This is a genomic window from Bacillus sp. MBGLi79 (assembly GCF_002953915.1).
Genome location: NZ_CP026521.1, coordinates 3263060 through 3285029, shown reverse-complemented (window position 1 = coordinate 3285029; position 21970 = coordinate 3263060). Strand labels below are relative to the sequence as shown.

21 protein-coding genes and 1 pseudogene are annotated in these 21970 nt (G+C 44.0%); 18 read left to right on the top strand and 4 right to left on the bottom strand.

Translation table 11 applies throughout. The features are described from left to right. Positions 1-8: 8 nt before the first annotated feature. On the bottom strand, positions 9-500 hold the full coding sequence (locus C1T29_RS16710) for a GAF domain-containing protein (RefSeq protein WP_095432434.1): 492 nt from the start codon (positions 498-500) through the stop codon (positions 9-11). A gap of 126 nt (positions 501-626) precedes the next feature. Here C1T29_RS16710 and refZ point away from each other — a divergent pair, with 126 nt between their 5' ends. Beyond that, positions 627-1250, top strand: coding sequence for a transcriptional regulator RefZ (refZ, locus tag C1T29_RS16705; protein WP_095432433.1), 624 nt, complete (start codon positions 627-629; stop codon positions 1248-1250). On the opposite strand, the gene hisJ is transcribed toward refZ, so the two are convergent. Next, on the bottom strand, positions 1247-2053 hold the full coding sequence (hisJ, locus tag C1T29_RS16700) for a histidinol-phosphatase HisJ (RefSeq protein ID WP_103749900.1): 807 nt from the start codon (positions 2051-2053) through the stop codon (positions 1247-1249). The genes refZ and hisJ overlap by 4 nt on opposite strands. A gap of 196 nt (positions 2054-2249) precedes the next feature. On the opposite strand from hisJ, the gene ezrA reads away from it, so the two are divergent. After that, entirely contained in the window at positions 2250-3953 is a 1704-nt protein-coding gene (ezrA, locus tag C1T29_RS16695) for a septation ring formation regulator EzrA (protein ID WP_069150076.1), read from the top strand. Positions 3954-4057: 104 nt separating this feature from the next. On the opposite strand, the gene brnQ is transcribed toward ezrA, so the two are convergent. Further along, positions 4058-5395 (bottom strand): branched-chain amino acid transport system II carrier protein, encoded by a 1338-nt coding sequence (gene brnQ / locus C1T29_RS16690; RefSeq protein ID WP_103749901.1) that lies wholly within the window; start codon positions 5393-5395, stop codon positions 4058-4060. A gap of 201 nt (positions 5396-5596) precedes the next feature. Here brnQ and C1T29_RS16685 point away from each other — a divergent pair, with 201 nt between their 5' ends. The 5 genes from C1T29_RS16685 (at position 5597) to C1T29_RS16665 (ending at position 11631) form a co-directional block, all read left to right on the top strand. Further along, on the top strand, positions 5597-6742 hold the full coding sequence (locus tag C1T29_RS16685; RefSeq protein WP_095432430.1) for a cysteine desulfurase family protein: 1146 nt from the start codon (positions 5597-5599) through the stop codon (positions 6740-6742). Between the two features lie 3 nt (positions 6743-6745). Continuing rightward, positions 6746-7951, top strand: a complete 1206-nt coding sequence (gene thiI / locus C1T29_RS16680) for a tRNA uracil 4-sulfurtransferase ThiI (protein ID WP_014664989.1) — start codon at positions 6746-6748, stop codon at positions 7949-7951. Between the two features lie 93 nt (positions 7952-8044). Continuing rightward, on the top strand, positions 8045-8254 hold the full coding sequence (gene sspA, locus C1T29_RS16675; RefSeq protein WP_003223491.1) for an alpha type acid-soluble spore protein SspA: 210 nt from the start codon (positions 8045-8047) through the stop codon (positions 8252-8254). Positions 8255-8432: 178 nt separating this feature from the next. Further along, positions 8433-10022, top strand: coding sequence for an acyl-CoA synthetase MbcS (locus C1T29_RS16670; RefSeq protein ID WP_095432429.1), 1590 nt, complete (start codon positions 8433-8435; stop codon positions 10020-10022). 19 nt (positions 10023-10041) lie between these two features. After that, positions 10042-11631, top strand: a complete 1590-nt coding sequence (locus C1T29_RS16665; RefSeq protein ID WP_103749902.1) for an amidohydrolase — start codon at positions 10042-10044, stop codon at positions 11629-11631. Positions 11632-11662: 31 nt separating this feature from the next. On the opposite strand, the gene C1T29_RS16660 is transcribed toward C1T29_RS16665, so the two are convergent. Continuing rightward, positions 11663-12466, bottom strand: coding sequence for an NAD kinase (locus C1T29_RS16660; RefSeq protein WP_040082141.1), 804 nt, complete (start codon positions 12464-12466; stop codon positions 11663-11665). Positions 12467-12651: 185 nt separating this feature from the next. On the opposite strand from C1T29_RS16660, the gene sppA reads away from it, so the two are divergent. The 11 genes and pseudogenes from sppA (at position 12652) to argH (ending at position 21945) form a co-directional block, all read left to right on the top strand. Beyond that, positions 12652-13659: a signal peptide peptidase SppA gene (sppA, locus tag C1T29_RS16655; RefSeq protein WP_103749903.1), complete on the top strand. Its 1008-nt coding sequence runs from the start codon at positions 12652-12654 to the stop codon at positions 13657-13659. A 12-nt stretch (positions 13660-13671) separates the two neighbouring features. Then, on the top strand, positions 13672-14166 hold the full coding sequence (locus tag C1T29_RS16650; protein ID WP_014664983.1) for an RDD family protein: 495 nt from the start codon (positions 13672-13674) through the stop codon (positions 14164-14166). A 74-nt stretch (positions 14167-14240) separates the two neighbouring features. Further along, positions 14241-14921, top strand: a complete 681-nt coding sequence (locus C1T29_RS16645) for a DUF2953 domain-containing protein (RefSeq protein ID WP_103749904.1) — start codon at positions 14241-14243, stop codon at positions 14919-14921. Positions 14922-14934: 13 nt separating this feature from the next. Beyond that, positions 14935-15390: a GerW family sporulation protein gene (gene ytfJ / locus C1T29_RS16640; protein WP_003223504.1), complete on the top strand. Its 456-nt coding sequence runs from the start codon at positions 14935-14937 to the stop codon at positions 15388-15390. Between the two features lie 108 nt (positions 15391-15498). Continuing rightward, on the top strand, positions 15499-16002 hold the full coding sequence (gene tpx / locus C1T29_RS16635) for a thiol peroxidase (RefSeq protein WP_003223506.1): 504 nt from the start codon (positions 15499-15501) through the stop codon (positions 16000-16002). Between the two features lie 59 nt (positions 16003-16061). Beyond that, positions 16062-17051, top strand: coding sequence for a class I SAM-dependent methyltransferase (locus tag C1T29_RS16630; protein WP_095432424.1), 990 nt, complete (start codon positions 16062-16064; stop codon positions 17049-17051). Further along, positions 17023-17225: pseudogene (locus tag C1T29_RS16625) on the top strand (hypothetical protein). The gene C1T29_RS16630 and the pseudogene C1T29_RS16625 overlap by 29 nt, the downstream one beginning before the upstream one ends. A gap of 172 nt (positions 17226-17397) precedes the next feature. Next, entirely contained in the window at positions 17398-18585 is a 1188-nt protein-coding gene (locus C1T29_RS16620) for an acetate kinase (RefSeq protein ID WP_003223511.1), read from the top strand. An 84-nt stretch (positions 18586-18669) separates the two neighbouring features. Continuing rightward, the gene (locus tag C1T29_RS16615; RefSeq protein ID WP_095432423.1) at positions 18670-19182 is read left to right on the top strand and encodes a MogA/MoaB family molybdenum cofactor biosynthesis protein; all 513 of its coding nucleotides are present in this window, start codon (positions 18670-18672) and stop codon (positions 19180-19182) included. A 169-nt stretch (positions 19183-19351) separates the two neighbouring features. Further along, positions 19352-20563, top strand: a complete 1212-nt coding sequence (locus C1T29_RS16610; RefSeq protein WP_071581151.1) for an argininosuccinate synthase — start codon at positions 19352-19354, stop codon at positions 20561-20563. Further along, positions 20560-21945: an argininosuccinate lyase gene (gene argH / locus C1T29_RS16605; protein ID WP_095432422.1), complete on the top strand. Its 1386-nt coding sequence runs from the start codon at positions 20560-20562 to the stop codon at positions 21943-21945. The genes C1T29_RS16610 and argH overlap by 4 nt, the downstream gene beginning before the upstream one ends. Positions 21946-21970: the final 25 nt, after the last annotated feature.

Here is a 21970-nt window from a genome sequence, read left to right as displayed (position 1 = left end):
CTTTAATATTACTGCTCTAATGCTTTTTCTAGCTTTTCGGCAAATTGAGTTAAGTATTTTTCATCAATTTCGTCGAAACGGTTTTTCACGGGGCTGTCGATATCCAAGACGCCGACAATTTTGCCGTCTACACGAATCGGAAGCACAATTTCTGATTGAGACGCTGCATCGCAGGCGATATGTCCCGGAAACGCGTTTACATCCTCCACACGCTCCACTTTTCCGTTTGTGTACGCTGTGCCGCAAACCCCTCTGCCGAAAGGAATCCGAACACATGCCGGCAGGCCTTGGAACGGACCTAATACAAGCTGTCCATCCTCTTCTTTGGCAAAATAGAAACCCGCCCAGTTGACTTCAGGGAGCGAATGATACAGCAATGCTGAGGCATTTGCATAGTTAGCTATTGGATCTGTTTCGTCTTCGGTCATGGCTTCGAGCTGTTTTAGCAGAAGCTGATAGTCTTTTTCTTTATCTCCAGATTGTTTTTCGACATGGAACATGGAAAACCCTCACTTATTCTATAATATAAAACAAAGTTCCGGCTTTTCTGCCGGCATTTGTCGATAAGTTCTTACAGGAACAGCAGCTTCCTGCTTGAATAATATCAAGAGGAAGGAGTGAGCCGTATGAAAGTAAGCACCAAAGACAAAATTATTGAATCTGCTGTCATGCTTTTTAACCAAAAAGGATTTTCTGGCACATCTGTCCGTGAAATCGCAAAGTCAGCTGATGTAAATGTTGCGCACATCTCCTACTATTTTAAAGGCAAAGGAGGCTTGATGGAACACTTAGTTTCAGAGTTTTACGAAGGCTACAGCAAAACGCTTGAAACAGCGGCAAGCAATATCTCTTCTCAAAGCACGCAGGAACAGCTTCTCCAATTGGTTTTCGATATTTTATCCTATCAGCATAACCATCGTCAATTAACTCGTTTTGTCTACCGGGAAGTCACAATTGACTCCACGTTAATCAGGGAAATTATGTCGACATATTTAATGAAGGAAAAGTATATCTTCCAGCTGATCATTGAGAAAGGAGAAAAACAGCGTGAACATTTAACACTGCCGCTGCCTCATTTTATTCTCCAATTAAAATCTCTCTTGATGATGCCCTATCTCCAGCCTCAATATATTTCAGAAGTGCTCTACATGCAGCCGCACGAGCCGTATTTTTATAAAATGTATTTTGAAGAGATCAAGATTTGGATCAAAAGCGTCTTCCGGACAGGAGACGTGGCGCTCACCAATTAGCATCGTTCCAAAAACGCCTCATACGCATATCCGACATCTCTCGCTTGATGGGCATCAGACCCAAACACAAGCGGGATCTTCTTTTGCTTCGCTTCATTCAGCATCCAATCCTCGATATAAATACCGCCAGCGTACATTTTTCTTAAGCCGGAAGTATTAAAGTCGAGCTCCATTCCATTTTTTTTTATGGCATCCAGACACTCAGAAACGAGACCGCGAATATGCTCTGACATGCTGTACGGAAACAGCTTGATGAATTTTTGGACGAGTGTGATGTGACCGACTCTTTTTGGCTTATAGACGCCGAGAGATGCTACAATGGAAGAATAGATACTCCGGTAATATTGTTCATATACAGCTTCAATGCTCCCGCAGGCTGAAATCAGCTCTTTAAAGGTATGCTCGTCATAATCAAGGCACAGATAGGAAGAGCCTGTGCGCAAAAAATGAACGGATAAGATGCTGTCATCTAAATATGGCCCGTATGTATCCAGGAATAATGTAATTTCATCTTCAAATCCAGCAATATAATCGACTTCAAGCCCCGTCCGGATAGAAAGCTGTCCGCCGTATTCTTTTTTTAATCCGGAAATTTCATGAATATAGCGTTCCAAAGAAGCTTGCGCCATCGCGCTGTCCTTCAGCGGGGTGGGATCGGTGAAAGAGGGCGGCAATGGGGCGTGTTCGGTAAAAGTAATCGATTCGAACCCTTTTTTTAAGGCTTCTTCTGCATATTGTCTGAGTGTGTCATTGGAGCCGTGAGGGCAAAATGGTGTGTGAATATGTCCGTCTCGCTTTTGCATTGATGTCACCCCATGAAAAAATAGTCAAATCCTGCCGATTTTGCACAAAAAGTTTTTGATTTCTGGTCAAAAAATGTTTGTTACATGGTATCATAATAACAATGAAAACGACAGTTTTTCTCAATACATATCCTGAAATCTTTCTGAATAAATAAAACACCCTGACAGATTAAGGTAAACAGCAAGGGGGCTCATTATGGAGTTTGTCATTGGATTATTAATTGTACTGCTTGCGCTGTTTGCGGCAGGCTACTTTTTCAGGAAAAAAATCTACGCCGAAATCGACCGGCTGGAATCGTGGAAGATTGAAATTCTGAATCGGTCGATTGTGGAAGAAATGTCCAAAATTAAACATTTAAAAATGACGGGTCAGACAGAAGAGTTCTTTGAGAAGTGGCGTGAAGAATGGGATGAGATTGTCACAGCCCACATGCCGAAAGTTGAAGAGCTCCTTTATGATGCCGAGGAAAATGCAGACAAATACCGGTTTAAAAAGGCCAATCAAGTGCTCGTTCATATCGACGACTTGCTGACAGCGGCGGAATCAAGCATTGAAAAGATTCTTCGGGAAATCAGCGACCTTGTCACAAGTGAGGAAAAGAGCCGTGAAGAGATTGAACAGGTGAGGGAGCGCTATTCGAAATCTCGAAAAAACCTGCTGGCATACAGCCACCTTTACGGGGACCTTTATGACAGTCTTGAAAAGGATCTGGACGAAATTTGGAGCGGCATCAAACAATTTGAAGAAGAAACAGAAGGCGGAAACTATATTACTGCACGAAAAGTATTGCTTGAGCAGGACCGGAATCTTGACCGGCTTCAGTCATACATAGATGACGTGCCGAAGCTGTTAGCTGATTGTAAGCAGACGGTGCCAGGCCAGATTGCAAAGCTCAAGGACGGCTATGCCGAGATGAAAGAAAAAGGGTACAAGCTTGAACATATCCAGCTTGATAAGGAATTAGAAAATCTGTCAAATCAGTTAAAACGGGCGGAGCATGTCCTGATGACTGAGCTGGATATTGATGAAGCGTCCGCAATTCTGCAGCTTATTGACGAAAATATTCAATCTGTTTATCAGCAGCTGGAGGGCGAAGTTGAAGCCGGTCAATCTGTACTAAGCAAAATGCCTGAATTGATTATTGCTTATGACAAGCTTAAAGAAGAGAAAGAGCATACGAGGGCGGAAACTGAGCTGGTGAAGGAAAGCTACAGGCTGACAGCCGGCGAGCTCGGCAAACAGCAGGCTTTTGAAAAGCGCCTTGATGAAATTGGCAAGCTGCTGTCATCTGTTAAAGATAAGCTCGATGCAGAGCATGTCGCCTACTCACTTTTAGTAGATGAAGTTACTTCAATAGAGAAGCAGCTTGAAGAAGTGAAAAAAGAGCATGCCGAGTATCGTGAAAATCTGCAAGCGCTCAGAAAAGAAGAGCTTCAGGCGAGGGAGACGCTCAGCAATTTGAAAAAAACAATTTCTGAGACAGCAAGACTGCTGAAGACTAGCAACATTCCAGGCATTCCGGGCCATATTCAAGAGATGCTGGAGAACGCGCATCATCACATTCAAGAGACAGTCAATCAACTAAACGAACTTCCATTAAATATGGAAGAAGCCGGAGCCCATTTGAAGCAAGCAGAAGATATCGTCAACAGGGCAAGCCGGGAATCAGAAGAACTTGTCGAGCAGGTCATCCTCATTGAAAAAATCATTCAGTTCGGAAACCGGTTCAGAAGCCAGAATCATATTTTATCTGAACAGCTGAAAGAAGCGGAAAGACGTTTTTATGAATATGATTACAGTGAAGCGTATGAAATAGCAGCAGCCGCAGTTGAAAAAGCCGCACCGGGTGCTGTCCGAAAAATAGAATCGCAAAAGACAAAAGAGCATCAATACCAATAAAGAGTATATAAAAGGCCGGCGCATACATGCTCGGCCTTTTATATGTATTCAGAATATAAAAAAGCCTTATTGGATGTGTATCCAATAAGGCTTTTTGGTTTTCGCTAGTTGATATTAGCTGGTTTTTTATTCGAACCTGTAACAAGAGAAATCAGATAACCGGCAACGCCTCCAATGATTGCAGGTAGGACCCAACCAAATCCTAAGCTGTAAAGCGGCAGCGATTGACTGAGAACTTTATTTAAAGAACCGAGCGGAATGCTTGCGGCATTCAGGCCATCGATAATGCTAAAAATACCAGTTGCGATCAAACAAAGAATATATACTTCACGTCTGCCTTTAAATGATTTTTCAATAAATGAAAGCAGAATGATAACAATTGCTAACGGATAAATAGCTGATAAAATAGGAACTGAGAACAAAATGATATTTGACAGCCCAAAGTTAGAAATAATAAAGCTGAACACAGTGACAATCGTTACAACGGCTTTATAAGATAAAAAAGGAATCAGCTTTGAGAAATAATTTCCGCATGAAGAGACAAGGCCAATGCTTGTAGTCAAGCACGCGAATAGGATAGCGACGCCTAAAATGATATTTCCTAATGATCCGAACAGGTGCTGTGAAGATTCAGATAAAATTTTGCTTCCTGAACCGAGGAGTCCTACAGAATCTGTGCTTGTTGCTCCTAAATAGGCGAGTGAAACGTAAACCAGACCGAGTCCCGCTGCTGCAACAAGTCCCGCTTTAATACATACAGAAGCAACTGATTTACGGCTGGTGATGCCTCTGTCCTTAACAGCATTGACAACGACAATTCCGAACACAATAGAAGCAAGTGCATCCATTGTTTTATAGCCTTCTAAAAATCCTTTAAACAATGATCCGGAAGCATACGCTTCAAGCGGTGACCGAATGTCCCCCATCGGCGTTACGATGCTTTTGATGACTAATATAGCAATAACAGCAAGCAAAATAGGTGTTAAAACTTTTCCAATACGGTCAACAAGCTTTGTAGGATTTAAAGCCACATAGTACGTAATAGCGAAAAAAATAAATGTGAAAACAAGCAGCGCGACCCAAGAAGGTATCCCGCTTACAAACGGTACAGCGGCAATCTCATAAGAGACTGTGCCTGTCCGCGGAATCGCGAACAGCGGTCCGATTGTTAAATAAAGAACGACAGTAAAAATTGTTCCGAAGACCGGATGTGCTTTATCAGCAAGGCCTTTGGCATCCGTCCCTGTTAAAGCGACAGCTACAACACCTAAAAGCGGCAGGCCGACACCCGTCACGAGAAAGCCAGCCATCGCTTTCCAAACATTTTCCCCGGCTGCTTGTCCAAGTTCCGGCGGAAATATCATATTTCCTGCACCAAAGAACAGTGCAAAGAGCATAAGCCCAATCGCGATCGTTTCCTTGGCTGATAGTGATGATTTCATAATGTATAAGTCCTCCTAATTTTACTATGGTAGAATATTCTGTCAATTAATTGTCAGATAATATGACGAAAGTAACAAATCTAATTATAGGTGAATGCATGAAGAAGTCAATAGTAATTTTATTTACTTTTTCAGCAGTAATTTGTTATGGTAACATATAAAATTAGTTTTGTATCGCTTTCATATTAAAGGAGTAAAATGATGTTATATTTAGACAATAGTTCAACAACGAAGCCTTATGATGAAGTCTTGAACGTGTATGAACAGACAAGCAGCCGATATTTTGGCAATCCTTCATCTTTGCACCGATATGGAGCCGAAACGGAACAGCTGCTTCAGGCAGCCAAAAATCAAATCAAAAGGTCCTTAGGCCTAAAAAAATATGATATTGTATTTACGTCAGGCGCCACAGAAGCCAATAATGCAGCTTTAAAAGGAGCCGCTTTGTCAAAAATAAAAACAGGCAAACATATCATTACCACTTCTATTGAACATCCATCCGTTACGGAATCGTTAGAACAGTTGAAAGAGTTGTTCGGGTTTGATGTTACTTATCTTTCAGTGAATGAAGACGGATTTGTTTCTATTGAAGAACTAAAAAAAGCCATCCGTCCCGATACCGTCCTAGTCAGCATGATGCATGTGAACAATGAAGTCGGTTCCGTGCAGCCGATTGAAGAGGCAGGAGAAGTGCTGAAAGAGCACTCGAACATTTTGTTTCACGTTGATTATGTGCAGGGCATCTATAAAGTGCCCTTGGCAATTGAAAAGGCCGGCATTGATCTATGTTCAATATCAGGGCATAAATTTCACGGTCTAAAGGGGACAGGCGCACTTATTGTAAAAGAAGGAACACGCCTTATTCCGCTCATAACGGGAGGTTCTCAGCAAAAAGGCATACGGGCCGGAACGGAACATACTGCGGGTGCGGTTTCGCTTGCCAAGGCCATTAATCTTGCCGCTGCTGATTTTGCTGCACGGATTGATACGATGACTGCCGCAAAGGAATTGTTTATGAAAAGGCTGAGTGAAATTGAGGGCGTCGTTATCAACACGCCTCAAATGAATAGCGCACCGCACATTATTAATTTCTCTGTTCCGGGGATGAAAGCAGAAGTGCTTTTACACATGCTTGAAGAACAAGATATATTCGTCTCCACAACGTCTGCTTGCTCAGCAAAAGAACATAAGCCCAGTAAAGTTCTTTTAGAGATGGGCAAAGGAGAGCAGATTGCCGGAAGCAGCATCAGAATCAGTTTAAATTACAGCCAGACAAGCGATGTGGCAGAACCGTTTATAAACGCGCTTCGTCCTGGCATCAAAAAATTAAGGGAAATGATGAGGTAGAACATGAATTACGATCATATATTAATTCGTTTTGGGGAAATTTCGACCAAAGGCAAAAACAGAAAAAGCTTTATTGAGCGCTTAAAACAAAACGTGAGACTCGTTTTGAAAGACTATCCGAATTTGAAATACTTTTCCAATAGGGATCGCATGACGATTACATTAAATGGTGAGGACCCTGAGGCTCTTTTTCCTCATTTAAAGCAGGTGTTTGGGATTCAAAGCTTCAGCCTGGCGATTAAGTGTGACAGCCGCCTTGATGATATTAAGGCAACTGCTTTGCAGGCTATCAAGGATCAGTATAAACCAGGTGATACGTTTAAAGTTGCGACAAAGAGAGCGTATAAACAATTTGAATTAGATACAAACCAGATGAACGCTGAAATCGGCGGTCATATTTTGCGAAATACAGAAGGCTTGACGGTCGATGTCCGCAACCCAGACATCCCGCTCAGAATCGAAATCAGGGAAGAAGCAACATTTTTGACAATTCGTGATGAAAAAGGTGCAGGCGGGCTGCCGGTTGGTTCAGCAGGAAAAGCGATGCTCATGCTTTCAGGCGGTTTTGACAGTCCTGTAGCCGGTTTTTATGCGATGAAACGGGGGCTGTCGGTAGAAGCTGTTCATTTCTTCAGCCCGCCATACACGAGTGAGCGCGCAAAGCAAAAGGTAATGGATCTGGCAAAATGCCTGTCCCGTTTTGGGGGAAGCATGACGCTTCATATCGTTCCATTTACAAAAACGCAAGAGCTCATCCAAAAACAAATTCCTGAAAATTACACGATGACGGCAACCCGCCGCCTTATGCTCCAGATCGCCGACAGAATCAGAGAAAAGAGAAACGGGCTTGCCATCATTACGGGAGAAAGCCTCGGTCAGGTAGCGAGCCAAACGCTTGAAAGCATGTATGCGATTAATGCGGTGACGTCAACACCGATTTTGCGCCCGTTAATCGCCATGGATAAAACAGAAATCATCGAAAAATCACGGGAAATCGGCACTTATGAGACAAGTATTCAGCCGTTTGAAGATTGCTGCACGATCTTTACGCCGCCAAGCCCGAAAACACGCCCTAAAAAAGAGAAAATTGAACACTTTGAAAGCTTTGTTGATTTCGAGCCGTATATTCAAGAAGCGGTTGATAACATTGAGACAATGACCCTGTATAGCGAACAAGAGGCTAACGATAAATTCGCTGAACTCTTTTAAAGCCATTTCTAGCTCCTGTATACAATTACCAAAGTTTTTGTGAATGAAGCCATGTGTTTTAACACATTCTATACTCACAAGGAGGTGAGACACATGGCTAACAATAACTCAGGTAACAGCAACAACCTTTTAGTACCAGGAGCTGCTCAAGCGATCGACCAAATGAAATTAGAAATCGCTTCTGAATTCGGTGTAAACCTTGGAGCAGACACAACTTCTCGCGCTAACGGTTCTGTTGGAGGAGAGATCACAAAACGTCTTGTATCTTTTGCTCAACAAAACATGGGCGGAGGACAATTCTAATTTACAATTTCACATAATGGCTTTGGAGTGGGGGAATCCCCACTCCTTTTCATTTTTTACATATAAAAAAGGACCAGCGGCCTATAAAATCTATGTTTACAGAGGTTGTTTTTAGGCATATCCTTACGGAAAGAGCCTGTATTTATGTATAATGGGTGGAGAAAGTGAGGAGTTGTTCGTGTTAAAACGTGAAGATTTAATTGCCCCTATGCAATATAATTTAGTGAATGAAATGGAAAAGTTCAGTGCCGCTGGACAAAAAACCGCTCTTCTATGGGAGGACGAGTCGGGCAAGCAAGAATCATGGTCTTATGAAAAGCTGATGGAAGAAACAAATAAAATCGGAGCGGTCTTAGCTGATCTTGGATTTAAAAAGGGAGACAAGATGATTGTAATGGTTCCGCGGGTGCTAGAAGCCTATGCAGTTTATTTGGCTATCCTGAAATCTGGAATGGTTGTCATTCCGTGCTCTGAAATGCTTCGTGCGAAGGATCTTGAATACCGAATTGAACATGCAGAGGTAAAAGGCGCCATCGTCTATTCCGAATTTATCGGCGCTTTCCGTGATGTCAGTACGGCTGACAAACTGATTACACTGTCTATTGGTGAGAATGATGCCGGCTGGAAAAATCTCTTATCAATTGAAGCGGACGGAAGCCAATTTAAAACAGCTGACACAACAAGAGATGATATGGCTTTCTTATCTTATACTTCCGGGACAACAGGTCAGCCGAAAGGTGTTGTACATACACACGGATGGGCATTTGCTCATTTAAAAACTTCTGCCGGCGCTTGGCTTGATATTTCTGAAAAGGATGTCGTCTGGGCGACTGCTGCCCCTGGCTGGCAAAAGTGGGTGTGGAGTCCATTTTTAGCGGTGCTAGGCAGCGGAGCAACGGGTTTTGTGTACCACGGCAGATTCAAAGCAGAAAAATATTTAGAGCTTTTAAACCGCTACAAAATCAATGTTTTCTGCTGTACGCCGACAGAATACCGCTTAATGGCGAAGGTCGAAGGCTTGGACCGCTTTGATCTTTCTGCCCTTCACAGCGCTGTTTCAGCAGGCGAGCCGCTCAACCGTGAAGTCATTGATGTTTTCCAAAAGCATTTCGGCATTAAGGTACGGGACGGATACGGCCAAACAGAAAGCACGCTTTTAGTCGGTGTTTTGAAAGATACGGCTATTAAACCGGGAAGCATGGGAAAACCAACACCGGGAAATCAGGTGGAAATCATTAATGAAGACGGTGAAGTCTGCAAACCTGGTGAGGTTGGCGATATCGCTGTTCACCTCAGCACGCCTGCGCTCTTTAAGGAATATTTTAAAGATCCGGAAAGAATGAAAACACAAATTCGCGGCGATTATTTCCTAACTGGAGACAGAGCGAGAAAAGATGAGGAAGGTTACTTCTGGTTTGAAAGCCGAAATGACGATATCATTATCAGCTCCGGCTACACGATCGGGCCATTCGAGGTGGAAGACGCGCTTGTTAAGCACCCTGAAGTAAAAGAGTGTGCTGTTGTCGCAAGCCCTGATGAAATCAGAGGCTCCATCGTTAAGGCATACGTTGTCCTGCAAAATCATGAAAAACGAAGTGATGAGCTTGTCAAAATACTGCAGAATCATGTGAAGACGATTACCGCTCCATACAAATACCCAAGAGAAATTGAATTTGTGGAAAGCCTGCCGAAAACGGCTTCTGCAAAAATCAGACGAGTGGAATTAAGAAAACGTGAAGAACAGCTCAAAGCCAATAAAAAGGCGTAAAGAAAGAGAGTGAACGTGAATGAAGGCGATATGGCACGACGGTTTCATTTATACGATGCTCGAAGAAGGCGATCGGACAGAGGCAGTTTATGTTGAGGATGGTGTCATAAAAGGCACCGGCAGCTATGAACATCTGAAGGAAAAGTACGGCTCCCCGGAAACAGAAGAAATCAGCCTGAATGGAGCAGTGATGTTCCCCGGTTTTGTTGACAGCCATCTACATTTGATCGGCCACGGCGAAAAACAGCTTCAGCTTGATCTGTCCGCACTGACGTCTAAAGAAGCGATTGTACAGGCTGCAAAGGAAAGAGAGCGGCAGCTTCCTGAAGACGAGTGGCTCATTGGAGAGGGCTGGAATGAAAATCAGTTTGAGACACCGGACTATTTAAATAAGCATGATCTAGACCGCCTGTTTCCAGACAGGCCCGTCTTGCTCAAGCGAGTATGCAGGCATGCAATAGCCGTTAATTCTGCGGCTCTTCTAGCGGCGGGAATTTCAAGAAACACTCCTGATCCTGACGGCGGCGTCATCGTAAAAGATGCAAATGGAGAGCCGACGGGCCTCCTTTTTGATAAGGCGCAGGATTTGATTCTAAAGGCTGTCCCGCCGGTCTCCCAGCACTATGTTGATGAGGCATTAACGGCTGCAATAGAGGACTGCTGGACAAAAGGCCTGACAGGCGGACATTCGGAAGACTTGTCCTATTATGGTGATGTTTCGGTGCCGATGAAAGCTTATGAGAAAGCTGCCGCTAGCGGAAAGTATCCGTTCCGCTGCCATCTGCTCGTTCATCATGAGGCTGTCGATCGATGGGAGCAGCTGGAGAAGCCGCTCGGCCCGTATGTAGAGTTCGGAGCGATGAAAATCTTTGCGGATGGGGCGCTTGGCGGGAGAACGGCTTTATTGAAAGAACCATATCAGGATGATCCATCAACTCATGGCGTTCAGGTTCATGATGACGAAACCCTTGGCCGCCTCATTCGAAAAGCAAGAGAAAAAGGGATGGAGGTTGCTGTTCATGCAATCGGCGATCTTGCTTTTGAAAAAGTGCTCAACGCAATAGAAAAGCATCCGCCCCAAAACGGCCGGCATGATCGACTTATCCATGCCCAAGTGCTTGATAAGGAATTAATCGAGAGAGCAGCAAACATGCCAATCGCGCTTGATCTTCAGCCGCATTTCGTTGCAAGCGATTTTCCGTGGGTCATTGACCTTCTCGGAAAAGACCGGATGAAGACATCATTTGCTTGGAAAACCTTGATGTCTAAAGGCATTTTATGCGCGGGCGGTTCAGACGCTCCGATTGAGCCTGTTGACCCGCTTCTTGGGATCCAGTCGGCGGTGCTTCGCAAGAGCAGTCATGAGCATAACGGGCCAAGCTATAATGAAAGTGAATGTTTATCTGTATATCAAGCGATAAAGCTTTATACAGAAGGAAGCGCCGGAATCATTTATAAAGAGAAGTCACGCGGAAAAATTGCGGAAGGCTATGACGCGGATTTTACCGTTCTCAGTGGTGATCCGTTTGCCATTGACCCCGCACAGCTTCATCTTTTAGATATTAAAAAAACCGTGATTAACGGCCAGATTGTATATGAGAAATCATAAAAGGACAGGCAGCAGCCTGTCCTTTTATTTTCTATAAAAAAGTACGCTTCACTTTTTCCCAAAATGAATTGTCCTTTAGTTTGACTGTTTTTATTTTTTTATTAGACAGTTTGATTTCGATCGTTTTCACATTTCTCGTGCTGAGTGCTTCATTGTCCAAGCCGATGATTGGGTGTTCGTTGCCGTCTTGCACCACACGAAGGGTCAGCTTTCGGTCAGAGCTGAGGACAAATGGCGAGCCGAGTGTCCGGTAGGTGTTATTGTTAAGGGATGCAAGCTCTGATACCTGCATGCATGGAAGCAGCGGATCAACAACCGCTCCTGCAACAGACTTGTTATAGGCGGTGCTGCCTGTAGGCGTTGAGATAATCATCCCGTCACCTCTAAACGTTTCAAAGTGCAGATCGTCAATCAGCACGTCCATCACAAAGGTTTTAATGATGCTTGAACGGATGGATACCTCGTTTAAGCAGTGAAAAGGACTGGCATGATCCACTGTCACTTCAATCAGCGGATATTTTCTGACTTCAATTTGTTCAAACGTCATGGCATCGACCATTTTTTCTCGCTCATCACTATGAAAGTCGCAATATAAATGAGCTTTCCCCTTTTTGGTAATGCCGACGTACAAGCAGTCGTCGCGAAAATTCGTTTTTCTGACTGCCTGCAAAAATGTGCCGTCCCCGCCAATGCTGGCAATAATATTGGCATCTGAGTGCTGGTTCACAACGGTAAATCCATGCTCTTCAGCCAATTGTGTTAACGAGCGGGCTTGTTCGTTTGTTTCCTGGTCCTGTTTGTGAAAAAAATAAACATTACGGCGTTGTTCGGTCATATCCCATTTCCCCTTTGCTGTCATATTTAAGTTTTTCTGCCATCCAGTATTTGTGATAAAATACCTTTGGCCATAAGTGTACCACGTTTGCCGGCAGCCCGTTAAGCCGGAGCTTTCTCATGAAGTGAAACATTTTTCATATTGAATCGTATAATGAGAGAGTTTGGGAAAAAGGAGGAGAAAAAATGAATGCAAAAAGATGGATCGCATTAGTGATAGCTCTGGGGATTTTCGGCGTGTCTATTATCGTCAGCATCTCTATGAGTTTCTTTGAAAGCGTCAAAGGCGCTCAAACGGATCTTACATCATTGACGGATGAATCGCAGGAAAAGACGCTGGAAAACGGCAGTCTCTCAAGTAAAATTGCCGTATTAGAGGTCAGCGGCACCATCCAGGATAATGGGGACTCAAGCAGTCTGCTTGGTGCAGACGGATATAACCACAGAACGTTCTTAAAAAACCTTGAGCGCGCAAAAGATGACAAGACGGTCAAAGGCATTGTTCTGAAGGTGAATTCTCCGGGCGGCGGAGTATATGAAAGTGCTGAAATACATAAGAAGCTGGAAGAAATCAAGAAAGAAACAAAAAAACCGATTTATGTGTCGATGGGATCGATGACGGCATCCGGCGGCTATTACATCTCAACGGCGGCTGATAAGATTTTTGCGACACCGGAAACCCTGACCGGGTCACTCGGCGTCATTATGGAAAGCGTCAATTATTCAAAGCTTGCCGATAAGCTCGGCATTTCTTTTGAAACAATTAAGAGCGGGGCTCATAAGGACATTATGTCTCCTTCCCGTGAGATGACGAAAGAAGAAAAAAACATCATGCAATCGATGGTTGATAATTCGTATGAGGGCTTTGTTGATGTGATTTCAAAAGGCCGCGGCATGTCGAAAGCAGAGGTAAAGAAAATTGCGGACGGCCGCGTGTATGACGGGCGTCAGGCGAAAAAACTGAATCTCGTTGATGAGCTTGGTTTTTATGATGACACTATTTCGGCGATGAAAAAGGATCACAAGGATTTGAAAAACGCCTCTGTCATTTCTTATGAGGAAAGCTTCGGATTAGGCTCATTGTTTTCCATGGGCGCAAACAAAATGTTTAAAAGTGAAATTGATTTTTTAAATATGAGAGAAATGCTTTCGCAATCCGGTTCGCCGAGAATGATGTATCTCTATGCGAAGTAGGAGGGAACAATAATGGACGCGACATATGAAGAGTTAGAGCGCAATGACATCAAAGGCCCGCAAGAAGCGGAGCAGCTGACACATGCCTATGCTGGCTTTTGGGTTCGTTTCTGGGCTTTCCTGCTTGATTGGCTCGTGGTATGGGGATTAAACCATTTACTCGTTTCTCCCCTCTTTACCGTAATGGATCTGCCGAAATCATCCGGCATGTTTACCTTCTCGGCCTACAGTGTGACAACGCTTATTGTTTATCTTGCCTATTTCGCACTAATGACAAAATACTTTAGGCAGACGCTGGGTAAAATGGTGTTCGGCCTCAAAGTGGTTTCTGTAAAGCAAGATTGCAAGCTGACATGGAGTACAGTGATTTTTCGCGAAGTGGTTGGACGGTATATTGATAAGATTTGGATTTTATATATCGTTGTTGCTTTTTCACCTACAAAACAAGGGATTCATGATTACATCGCGGATACCACCGTGGTGCATGAAAAATTATACCGCAAATAACTGATAACCCGGACCTCTGTCCGGGTTTATTTTTTTAGGATTTGGCGATAATGCTCCTAGAGGAAGTGAAGAATATGGTGTATGCACTGACAGCCATTCTTATTCTCATAGGGGTCGTACTGCTTCTCAGAATGAAAATCCATGTTGCGCTGGAGTATCTTCATGCCGATGATAATGACAAATTGACATTGAAGATTACGGCGCTGTTTGGCCTGATAAGGATCAAAAAAACAATCCCGGCGATTAAGCTGAACAAAGAAGACGGAACAGTGGATATCAAACAAAAAACTGAATCTAAAATGAAAAAAAGCAGCGGAAAGAAGAAAATCACACAAAACGATGTGCAGCAAAGCATTAGTAAGATTGAAATGCTTTTGCATCAGGTCACCAGATTACGGAAAATAAGTGCCTCTTTTCTCGCGCATTTACATATCACAAAGCTGGAATGGATTACAGTTATCGGAATTCAGGACGCGGCAGTGACAGGTGTGATAACAGGTGCTGTATGGGGTGTGAAAGGCGGTATCACAGCGATGCTCTACGACCATCTGGACTTTGTAAATAAACCTGTTTATGAGGTGATCCCTTCGTTTCAAGTCCCGGTTTCCAAGACCCATTTTCAGTGTATATTCTTTTTTCGCTTTGGACATGCTATGCTTGCAGCTTTCAAATTCGTCAAATACGGACGGGAGCTATCCGTATTAAAGAAGAATCCGTCGGCTCGAATGACTTCAAAGAATGATTCATCAGTTTAAGGAGGAAGCGTATATGGCAGACCATCCCATCCAAGGTTTAATGAAAACCGCAATGGAAAACTTGAAGGAAATGATTGATGTTAACACCATCATCGGAGATCCAGTAGAAACGCCTGATGGAAGTGTGATTTTAACTGTTTCTAAAGTCGGATTCGGGTTCGCCGCAGGCGGAAGCGAGTTTGGCGGAAAGCCAGCAGAAAAGAAATCGGAAGACGATGAGACAAGAGAACAGAAACTTCCTTTCGGAGGCGGAAGCGGGGGCGGTGTGTCCATTACGCCGATCGCGTTTTTAATTGTCGGATCGACAGGGATCAGAATGCTTCATTTAGATGAAAATACTCATTTAATAGAGAAAATTTTAGACGCAGCCCCTCAAACACTTGAACGCATTCAGCAAATGTTCAAGAAAAATAACAAGAACCAAGGCCAGGGCCAAAATCAAAACCAAATGAACAATATGAATTATTAAAAAAGGTTAACTGCGCCGGCCGCAGTTAACTTTTTTTTGGCATAAACTTTGCAGTTTGCAGGAAACTTTACTATGATAGAGACATACATACAAAAGGGAGGAATTATAATGGCTGAAATTACATTCAAAGGCGGTCCGGTTACACTTGTCGGACAAGAAGTGAAGGTAGGAGATCAAGCTCCTGATTTCACAGTGCTGACTAACAGCCTTGAAGAAAAATCGTTAGCTGACATGAAAGGAAAGGTAACGATTATTTCTGTTATCCCTTCAATTGATACAGGTGTTTGTGATGCACAAACACGCCGTTTTAACGAAGAAGCTGCAAAGCTTGGAGATGTCAACGTCTACACAATCAGTGCAGACCTTCCATTTGCACAAGCGCGCTGGTGCGGTGCTAACGGAATCGACAAAGTGGAAACACTGTCTGACCACAGAGATATGTCATTTGGCGAAGCGTTCGGTGTGTATATTAAAGAACTTCGTCTGCTTGCGCGTTCCGTATTTGTCCTTGATGAGAACGGAAAAGTCGTTTACGCTGAATATGTAAGCGAAGCAACAAACCACCCGAACTATGAAAAGCCAATTGAGGCTGCTAAGGCATTAGTGAAGTAAGCAGGGAAAAAAGCTCCAGGCTGCCGCCGGAGCTTTTTTCATGGCAAGGAGGAACACATATGCAAAAAGACCATGTAGGTGCGGTGTATGAGCTGTTAGACGAAGCCGCGATTATGATAAAGAATGAATTGCAGATTTCATATATAGAGGCCCTGGCCGAAGCAGGAGAAATGTATTTTCTTGAAAAAACAGATCAGCTGAAACTGCCTGCTGATCAGAAAACCAAACAGCTTCAGGCTCTGCTTGAAAAAGCGGAATTCGGCACATATGAGCATGAGTGGGTGCGCAAAGCTTTTCAGCTTGCCGTCCTTAAAGGAATGAAGGATATCTCTCATCCGAACAGACAAATGACGCCGGATACGATCGGGCTTTTCATCAGCTATTTGGTGAATAAGTTTATGGCGGATAAAAAGGAACTGACCGTTCTTGATCCAGCCTTGGGAACCGGAAACCTTCTGTTTACCGTGCTGAACCAGCTGTCTGAAAAAACGGCAACCAGCTTTGGCATTGAAATTGATGATGTGCTTTTGAAGATCGCGTATGCCCAAGCGAACCTTCTGAAAAAAGAGCTTGAGCTTTTCCATCAGGACAGCCTTGAGCCGTTGTTTATCGATCCAGTGGACACGGTCATTTGTGATTTGCCAGTCGGCTATTATCCAAATGACGAAGGAGCAGAAGCGTTTGAGCTCAAAGCTGACGAAGGCCATTCCTTCGCGCATCATCTGTTTATTGAACAGAGCGTCAAGCATACCAAACCTGGCGGCTACTTATTTTTTATGATTCCGAATCATTTGTTTGAGAGCTCCCAAAGCGGCAAGCTGAAACAGTTTTTAAAAGATAAGGTTCATATCAACGCGCTGTTGCAGCTGCCAAAATCTATTTTTAAAGACGAAGCTCATGCCAAAAGCATCCTTGTGCTTCAGAAACAAGGAGAGAAGACGAATGCGCCTGGGCAAATTCTCCTTGCGAATCTTCCGTCTTTCTCCAATCAAAAGGCGATGCTTGATATGATGGCTCAATTTGATGAATGGTTTAAAAAAGAAAAGTAAGTGTTTTAAAAGCAGCTTAGGCAGCCGTATGTGGTCGATGCCTAAGCTGCTTTTATTTATGCTTTTGAAGACGGACTTGACGAATTGAATCCAGCTTTGAAACACAAAATACAGAGGAAAAAACCGCAAATTGTAAGCGTTCATCAATACAAAACCTATAGGGAATGTGTCTGAAAATAACGACTTCTTTTTGAAAGCGTTATCAATACGCAAGTTGACTTGAAAAGCCGACATGACAATGTTTAAATGGAAAAGTCAGATATTTTTCGGAGAAGATGTTGATATTTTCCGGGAAAAAAGTACGAAAAACGAAGTTGTTGATACAGAGTATAAAGGAGCGTCAATCATGTCCAAAATTATTGCAATTAACGCAGGAAGCTCGTCTTTGAAATTTCAGCTTTTCGAAATGCCTTCAGAAACCGTTTTAACGAAGGGTTTAGTTGAACGAATCGGTATCGCCGACAGCGTATTCACAATTTCTGTGAACGGCGAAAAAAATACAGAAGTAACTGATATTCCGGATCATGCGGTAGCTGTTAAAATGCTGCTGAATAAGTTAACGGAATTTGGCATTATTAAAGACTTGAATGAAATTGACGGAATTGGCCACCGTGTCGTTCACGGCGGAGAAAAATTCAGCGATTCTGTTTTATTAACGGATGAAACCATTAAGGAAATCGAAGATATTTCTGAATTGGCACCGCTTCACAACCCGGCAAATATCGTTGGAATTAAAGCGTTCAAAGAAGTGCTTCCAAATGTTCCTGCGGTAGCTGTTTTTGATACGGCATTCCACCAAACAATGCCTGAGCAGTCTTACCTTTACAGCCTGCCGTATGAATACTATGAAAAATTCGGCATCCGTAAATACGGCTTCCACGGCACTTCACATAAATATGTAACTGAGCGTGCGGCAGAGCTTCTTGGCCGTCCGTTAAAAGACCTGCGCCTGATTTCCTGCCACCTTGGAAACGGAGCAAGTATTGCTGCTGTTGAAGGCGGAAAATCAATTGATACTTCAATGGGCTTTACGCCGCTTGCCGGTGTTGCAATGGGTACGCGCTCTGGAAACATCGACCCTGCCCTGATCCCATACATCATGGAGAAAACAGGCCAAACGGCTGACGAAGTACTGAATACATTAAACAAAAAAAGCGGACTGCTCGGCATTTCCGGCTTCTCTAGCGATCTTCGTGACATCGTTGAAGCAACGAAAGAAGGAAATGAGCGCGCGGAAACGGCTCTTGAAGTATTCGCAAGCAGAATCCACAAATACATCGGTTCTTATGCTGCTAGAATGAGCGGTGTAGATGCGATCATCTTTACTGCCGGTATCGGTGAAAACAGTGTGGAAGTCAGAGAACGCGTGCTTCGCGGTTTAGAATTCATGGGCGTATACTGGGATCCTGCGCTTAATAACGTGCGCGGCGAGGAAGCTTTCATCAGCTATCCGCATTCTCCAGTAAAAGTCATGATCATTCCGACTGATGAAGAAGTCATGATTGCGCGCGACGTTGTTCGTTTAGCAAAATAAATCGCATGAAAGCACATTCTCTTGAATGTGCTTTTTTGTTGATGCATGATAGTGACAGACAGAAAACATAAAAGAGGTGGGCCAATGAGCGTTCAAGAGCATAAACAAGAAGCTCCCGATATCGTTCGGTGTAAAGTGATTACTGTCAGTGACACGAGGACAGAGGAAACCGATAAAAGCGGCAAGCTGATGATCTCATTTTTAGAAGAAGCCGGTCATCATATTGCTGCATATGAAATCGTAAAAGACGAAAAGGATGCTTTGCAGCGGTCAGTGCTTGCGGGCTGCATGGATGAACAGACAGACGCGGTACTCTTAAACGGAGGGACAGGCATAGCAGATCGGGATGTCACAATTGAAGCCCTAACGCCGCTGTTTTCGAAAGAGCTGCCCGGTTTTGGAGAAATATTCAGGATGCTGAGTTATACAGAGGATATCGGCTCTGCCGCAATCATGTCGAGAGCAACAGCCGGTGTCATTCAGCATACCGCTGTTTTCTCAACGCCAGGCTCAAGTGGTGCGGTTAAGCTGGCAATGAATAAGCTGATTATTCCCGAACTTGCACATGTGGTCAGAGAAATCAGAAAAGACAAGTAAATGAATAAATACTACGAAACTTCACCTGAAATTTAGGTGAAGTTTTTTTGATAAAAGGCTTGAAAAAACGAAACGTACTTGTTAAAGTGTATACATACAAAATGCATTTTTATTAAAAATAATTTATTTTTATACAAAATAGAAACACAGTTGAGAGGGGATTTTTATCATGTCAGAACAGAAAAAAGTCGTATTAGCATACTCAGGGGGCCTTGATACTTCCGTCGCAATAAAATGGCTTCAGGAGCAAGGATACAATGTCATCGCCTGCTGTCTGGATGTCGGTGAAGGCAAAGATTTGGCCTTTGTTCAGCAGAAAGCGCTTGAAGTCGGCGCGACAAACTCCTACGTGATCGATGCAAAAGAGGAATTTGCACAGGACTACGCGCTTATCTCTTTGCAGGCCCACACGATGTATGAAGGAAAATACCCGCTCGTGTCGGCATTATCTCGGCCGCTGATTGCGAAAAAGCTGGTTGAAATTGCGGAAAAAGAAGATGCACAGGCGATTGCTCACGGATGCACGGGGAAAGGAAATGACCAGGTTCGTTTCGAAGTCTCCATTAAATCATTAAACCCTGACCTTGAAGTCATCGCGCCGGTTCGCGAATGGCAGTGGTCACGTGAAGAAGAAATTGAATATGCGGCAAGCCGCGGCATTCCGATTCCGATCAATCTTGACAGCCCGTATTCTATCGACCAAAACCTCTGGGGACGCGCGAATGAGTGCGGCATTTTAGAAGATCCATGGGCGGCGCCGCCAGAAGGTGCATACGATTTAACAGCTCCGCTGGAAAAAACGCCGGACACGCCGGAAGTGATTGAAATTGCATTTGAGCAAGGTGTGCCTGTCTCCATTGACGGCGTATCTTACACGCTTTCTGAACTGATTTTGAAACTGAATGAAATGGCAGGCGCACACGGTGTCGGACGTATCGACCACGTGGAAAACCGCCTTGTCGGCATTAAATCCCGGGAAGTATATGAATGCCCTGGTGCGATCACACTGATCAAAGCGCATAAAGAATTAGAAGATTTGACCCTGGTGAAAGAGGTTGCACACTTTAAACCGATCATCGAGCAAAAAATGTCAGAAATCATTTACAACGGCTTATGGTTTTCACCGTTAAAAGACGCGCTGCACGCTTTCCTAAAAGAAACGCAAAAGCATGTCACAGGCATCGTCCGCGTGAAGCTGTTTAAAGGCCATGCAATCGTAGAAGGGCGTAAATCAGAATATTCTCTATATGATGAAAAACTTGCAACATATACAAAAGACGATGCGTTTGATCACCATGCGGCAATTGGCTTTATTGAGCTTTGGGGCCTTCCGACAAAAGTGAACAGCATCGTGAAAAAGAAGGAGCAGATTAAAGCATGAAGAAGCTTTGGGGAGGCCGGTTTCAAAAAACACCGGAAAAATGGGTCGACGAGTTCGGCGCATCCATATCATTTGACCAAAATTTAGTCACTGAAGACATAACAGGGTCTCTCGCACATGCTGCCATGCTGAAAAAATGCGGTATCCTGACAGCGGAAGAAGAGCTGAAAATCCGCGAAGGACTGAATACCCTTTTGCAAAAAGCAGAGGAGGGAGCATTGGAATTCTCAGTCGATTATGAAGATATTCATTTGAACATAGAGAAAATGCTGATTGACGAAATCGGCCCGCTCGGCGGCAAGCTGCATACCGGCAGAAGCCGGAATGACCAGGTGGCGACTGACATGCATTTATACTTGAAGAATCATGTCGGCCACATCATCGAGCTGATTGAGGCATTCCAAAGTGCGCTGATTGAAAAGGCAGAAGCGAACGTTGAAACGATTCTGCCGGGCTACACACATCTGCAGCGCGCCCAGCCGATTTCATTCGCTCACCATCTGCTTGCGTATTTCTGGATGCTAGAGCGCGACAAGGAGCGTTTTCAGGATTCAATGAAACGGATTAACAAATCTCCGCTCGGCTGCGGGGCGCTCGCGGGAACAACCTTCCCAATCGACCGTGATTATTCAGCGGAACTGCTCGGCTTTGATTCTATTTATGAAAACAGCTTGGATGGCGTCAGCGACAGAGACTTCATTTTGGAGTTTTTAAGCAACAGCAGTATGCTGATGATGCACCTATCCCGTTTCTCTGAAGAAATCATTTTATGGTGCTCGCAGGAGTTTAAATTCATCGAGCTTGACGATACGTACGCAACAGGAAGCAGCATGATGCCGCAAAAGAAAAACCCTGATATGGCGGAGCTGATCCGTGGCAAAACAGGGCGCGTATACGGCGATATGATGGGGCTGTTTACGATTATGAAAGGACTTCCGCTTGCTTACAACAAAGATCTGCAGGAAGACAAAGAGGGCATGTTTGACACAGTGAAAACGGTGGAGGGCAGCCTGCAAATCTTCACAGGCATGATCCAAACAATGATTGTAAACAAAGACGTCATGAAGCAAGCGACAAAACAAGACTTTTCAAATGCGACGGAACTGGCCGATTATTTAGCCAAGAAAGGAATGCCGTTCAGAGAAGCGCATGAAGTGGTCGGAAAACTTGTGTACACCTGCATCGAAAGAGGAATCTATTTAAGCGATATGCCGTTTGGCGAGTTTCAGCAGGCGAGCACACTATTCGAAGAAGATATTTACACTGTGTTAGACCCTTACTACGCAGTTGAAAAAAGAATGAGCGCCGGGGGCACCGGATTCAAACAGGTGGAGCAAGCGCTTGAGAAAGCGAAAGCTTGCGTCGCAGCAGGAGTTTGTTAAAATTTCCTTCATAAAATCCCGTCAT

Coding starts and splice junctions, on each gene's coding strand:
- C1T29_RS16610 (WP_071581151.1), top strand. CDS start 19,352: ATGTCAGAACAGAAAAAAGTCGTATTAGCATACTCAGGGGGCCTTGAT.
- C1T29_RS16615 (WP_095432423.1), top strand. CDS start 18,670: ATGAGCGTTCAAGAGCATAAACAAGAAGCTCCCGATATCGTTCGGTGT.
- C1T29_RS16685 (WP_095432430.1), top strand. CDS start 5,597: ATGTTATATTTAGACAATAGTTCAACAACGAAGCCTTATGATGAAGTC.
- sspA (WP_003223491.1), top strand. CDS start 8,045: ATGGCTAACAATAACTCAGGTAACAGCAACAACCTTTTAGTACCAGGA.
- ezrA (WP_069150076.1), top strand. CDS start 2,250: ATGGAGTTTGTCATTGGATTATTAATTGTACTGCTTGCGCTGTTTGCG.
- ytfJ (WP_003223504.1), top strand. CDS start 14,935: ATGGCAGACCATCCCATCCAAGGTTTAATGAAAACCGCAATGGAAAAC.
- C1T29_RS16710 (WP_095432434.1), bottom strand. CDS start 500: ATGTTCCATGTCGAAAAACAATCTGGAGATAAAGAAAAAGACTATCAG.
- C1T29_RS16630 (WP_095432424.1), top strand. CDS start 16,062: ATGCAAAAAGACCATGTAGGTGCGGTGTATGAGCTGTTAGACGAAGCC.
- C1T29_RS16660 (WP_040082141.1), bottom strand. CDS start 12,466: ATGACCGAACAACGCCGTAATGTTTATTTTTTTCACAAACAGGACCAG.
- sppA (WP_103749903.1), top strand. CDS start 12,652: ATGAATGCAAAAAGATGGATCGCATTAGTGATAGCTCTGGGGATTTTC.
- argH (WP_095432422.1), top strand. CDS start 20,560: ATGAAGAAGCTTTGGGGAGGCCGGTTTCAAAAAACACCGGAAAAATGG.
- brnQ (WP_103749901.1), bottom strand. CDS start 5,395: ATGAAATCATCACTATCAGCCAAGGAAACGATCGCGATTGGGCTTATG.
- thiI (WP_014664989.1), top strand. CDS start 6,746: ATGAATTACGATCATATATTAATTCGTTTTGGGGAAATTTCGACCAAA.
- tpx (WP_003223506.1), top strand. CDS start 15,499: ATGGCTGAAATTACATTCAAAGGCGGTCCGGTTACACTTGTCGGACAA.
- hisJ (WP_103749900.1), bottom strand. CDS start 2,053: ATGCAAAAGCGAGACGGACATATTCACACACCATTTTGCCCTCACGGC.
- C1T29_RS16620 (WP_003223511.1), top strand. CDS start 17,398: ATGTCCAAAATTATTGCAATTAACGCAGGAAGCTCGTCTTTGAAATTT.
- C1T29_RS16665 (WP_103749902.1), top strand. CDS start 10,042: ATGAAGGCGATATGGCACGACGGTTTCATTTATACGATGCTCGAAGAA.
- refZ (WP_095432433.1), top strand. CDS start 627: ATGAAAGTAAGCACCAAAGACAAAATTATTGAATCTGCTGTCATGCTT.
- C1T29_RS16650 (WP_014664983.1), top strand. CDS start 13,672: ATGGACGCGACATATGAAGAGTTAGAGCGCAATGACATCAAAGGCCCG.
- C1T29_RS16645 (WP_103749904.1), top strand. CDS start 14,241: ATGGTGTATGCACTGACAGCCATTCTTATTCTCATAGGGGTCGTACTG.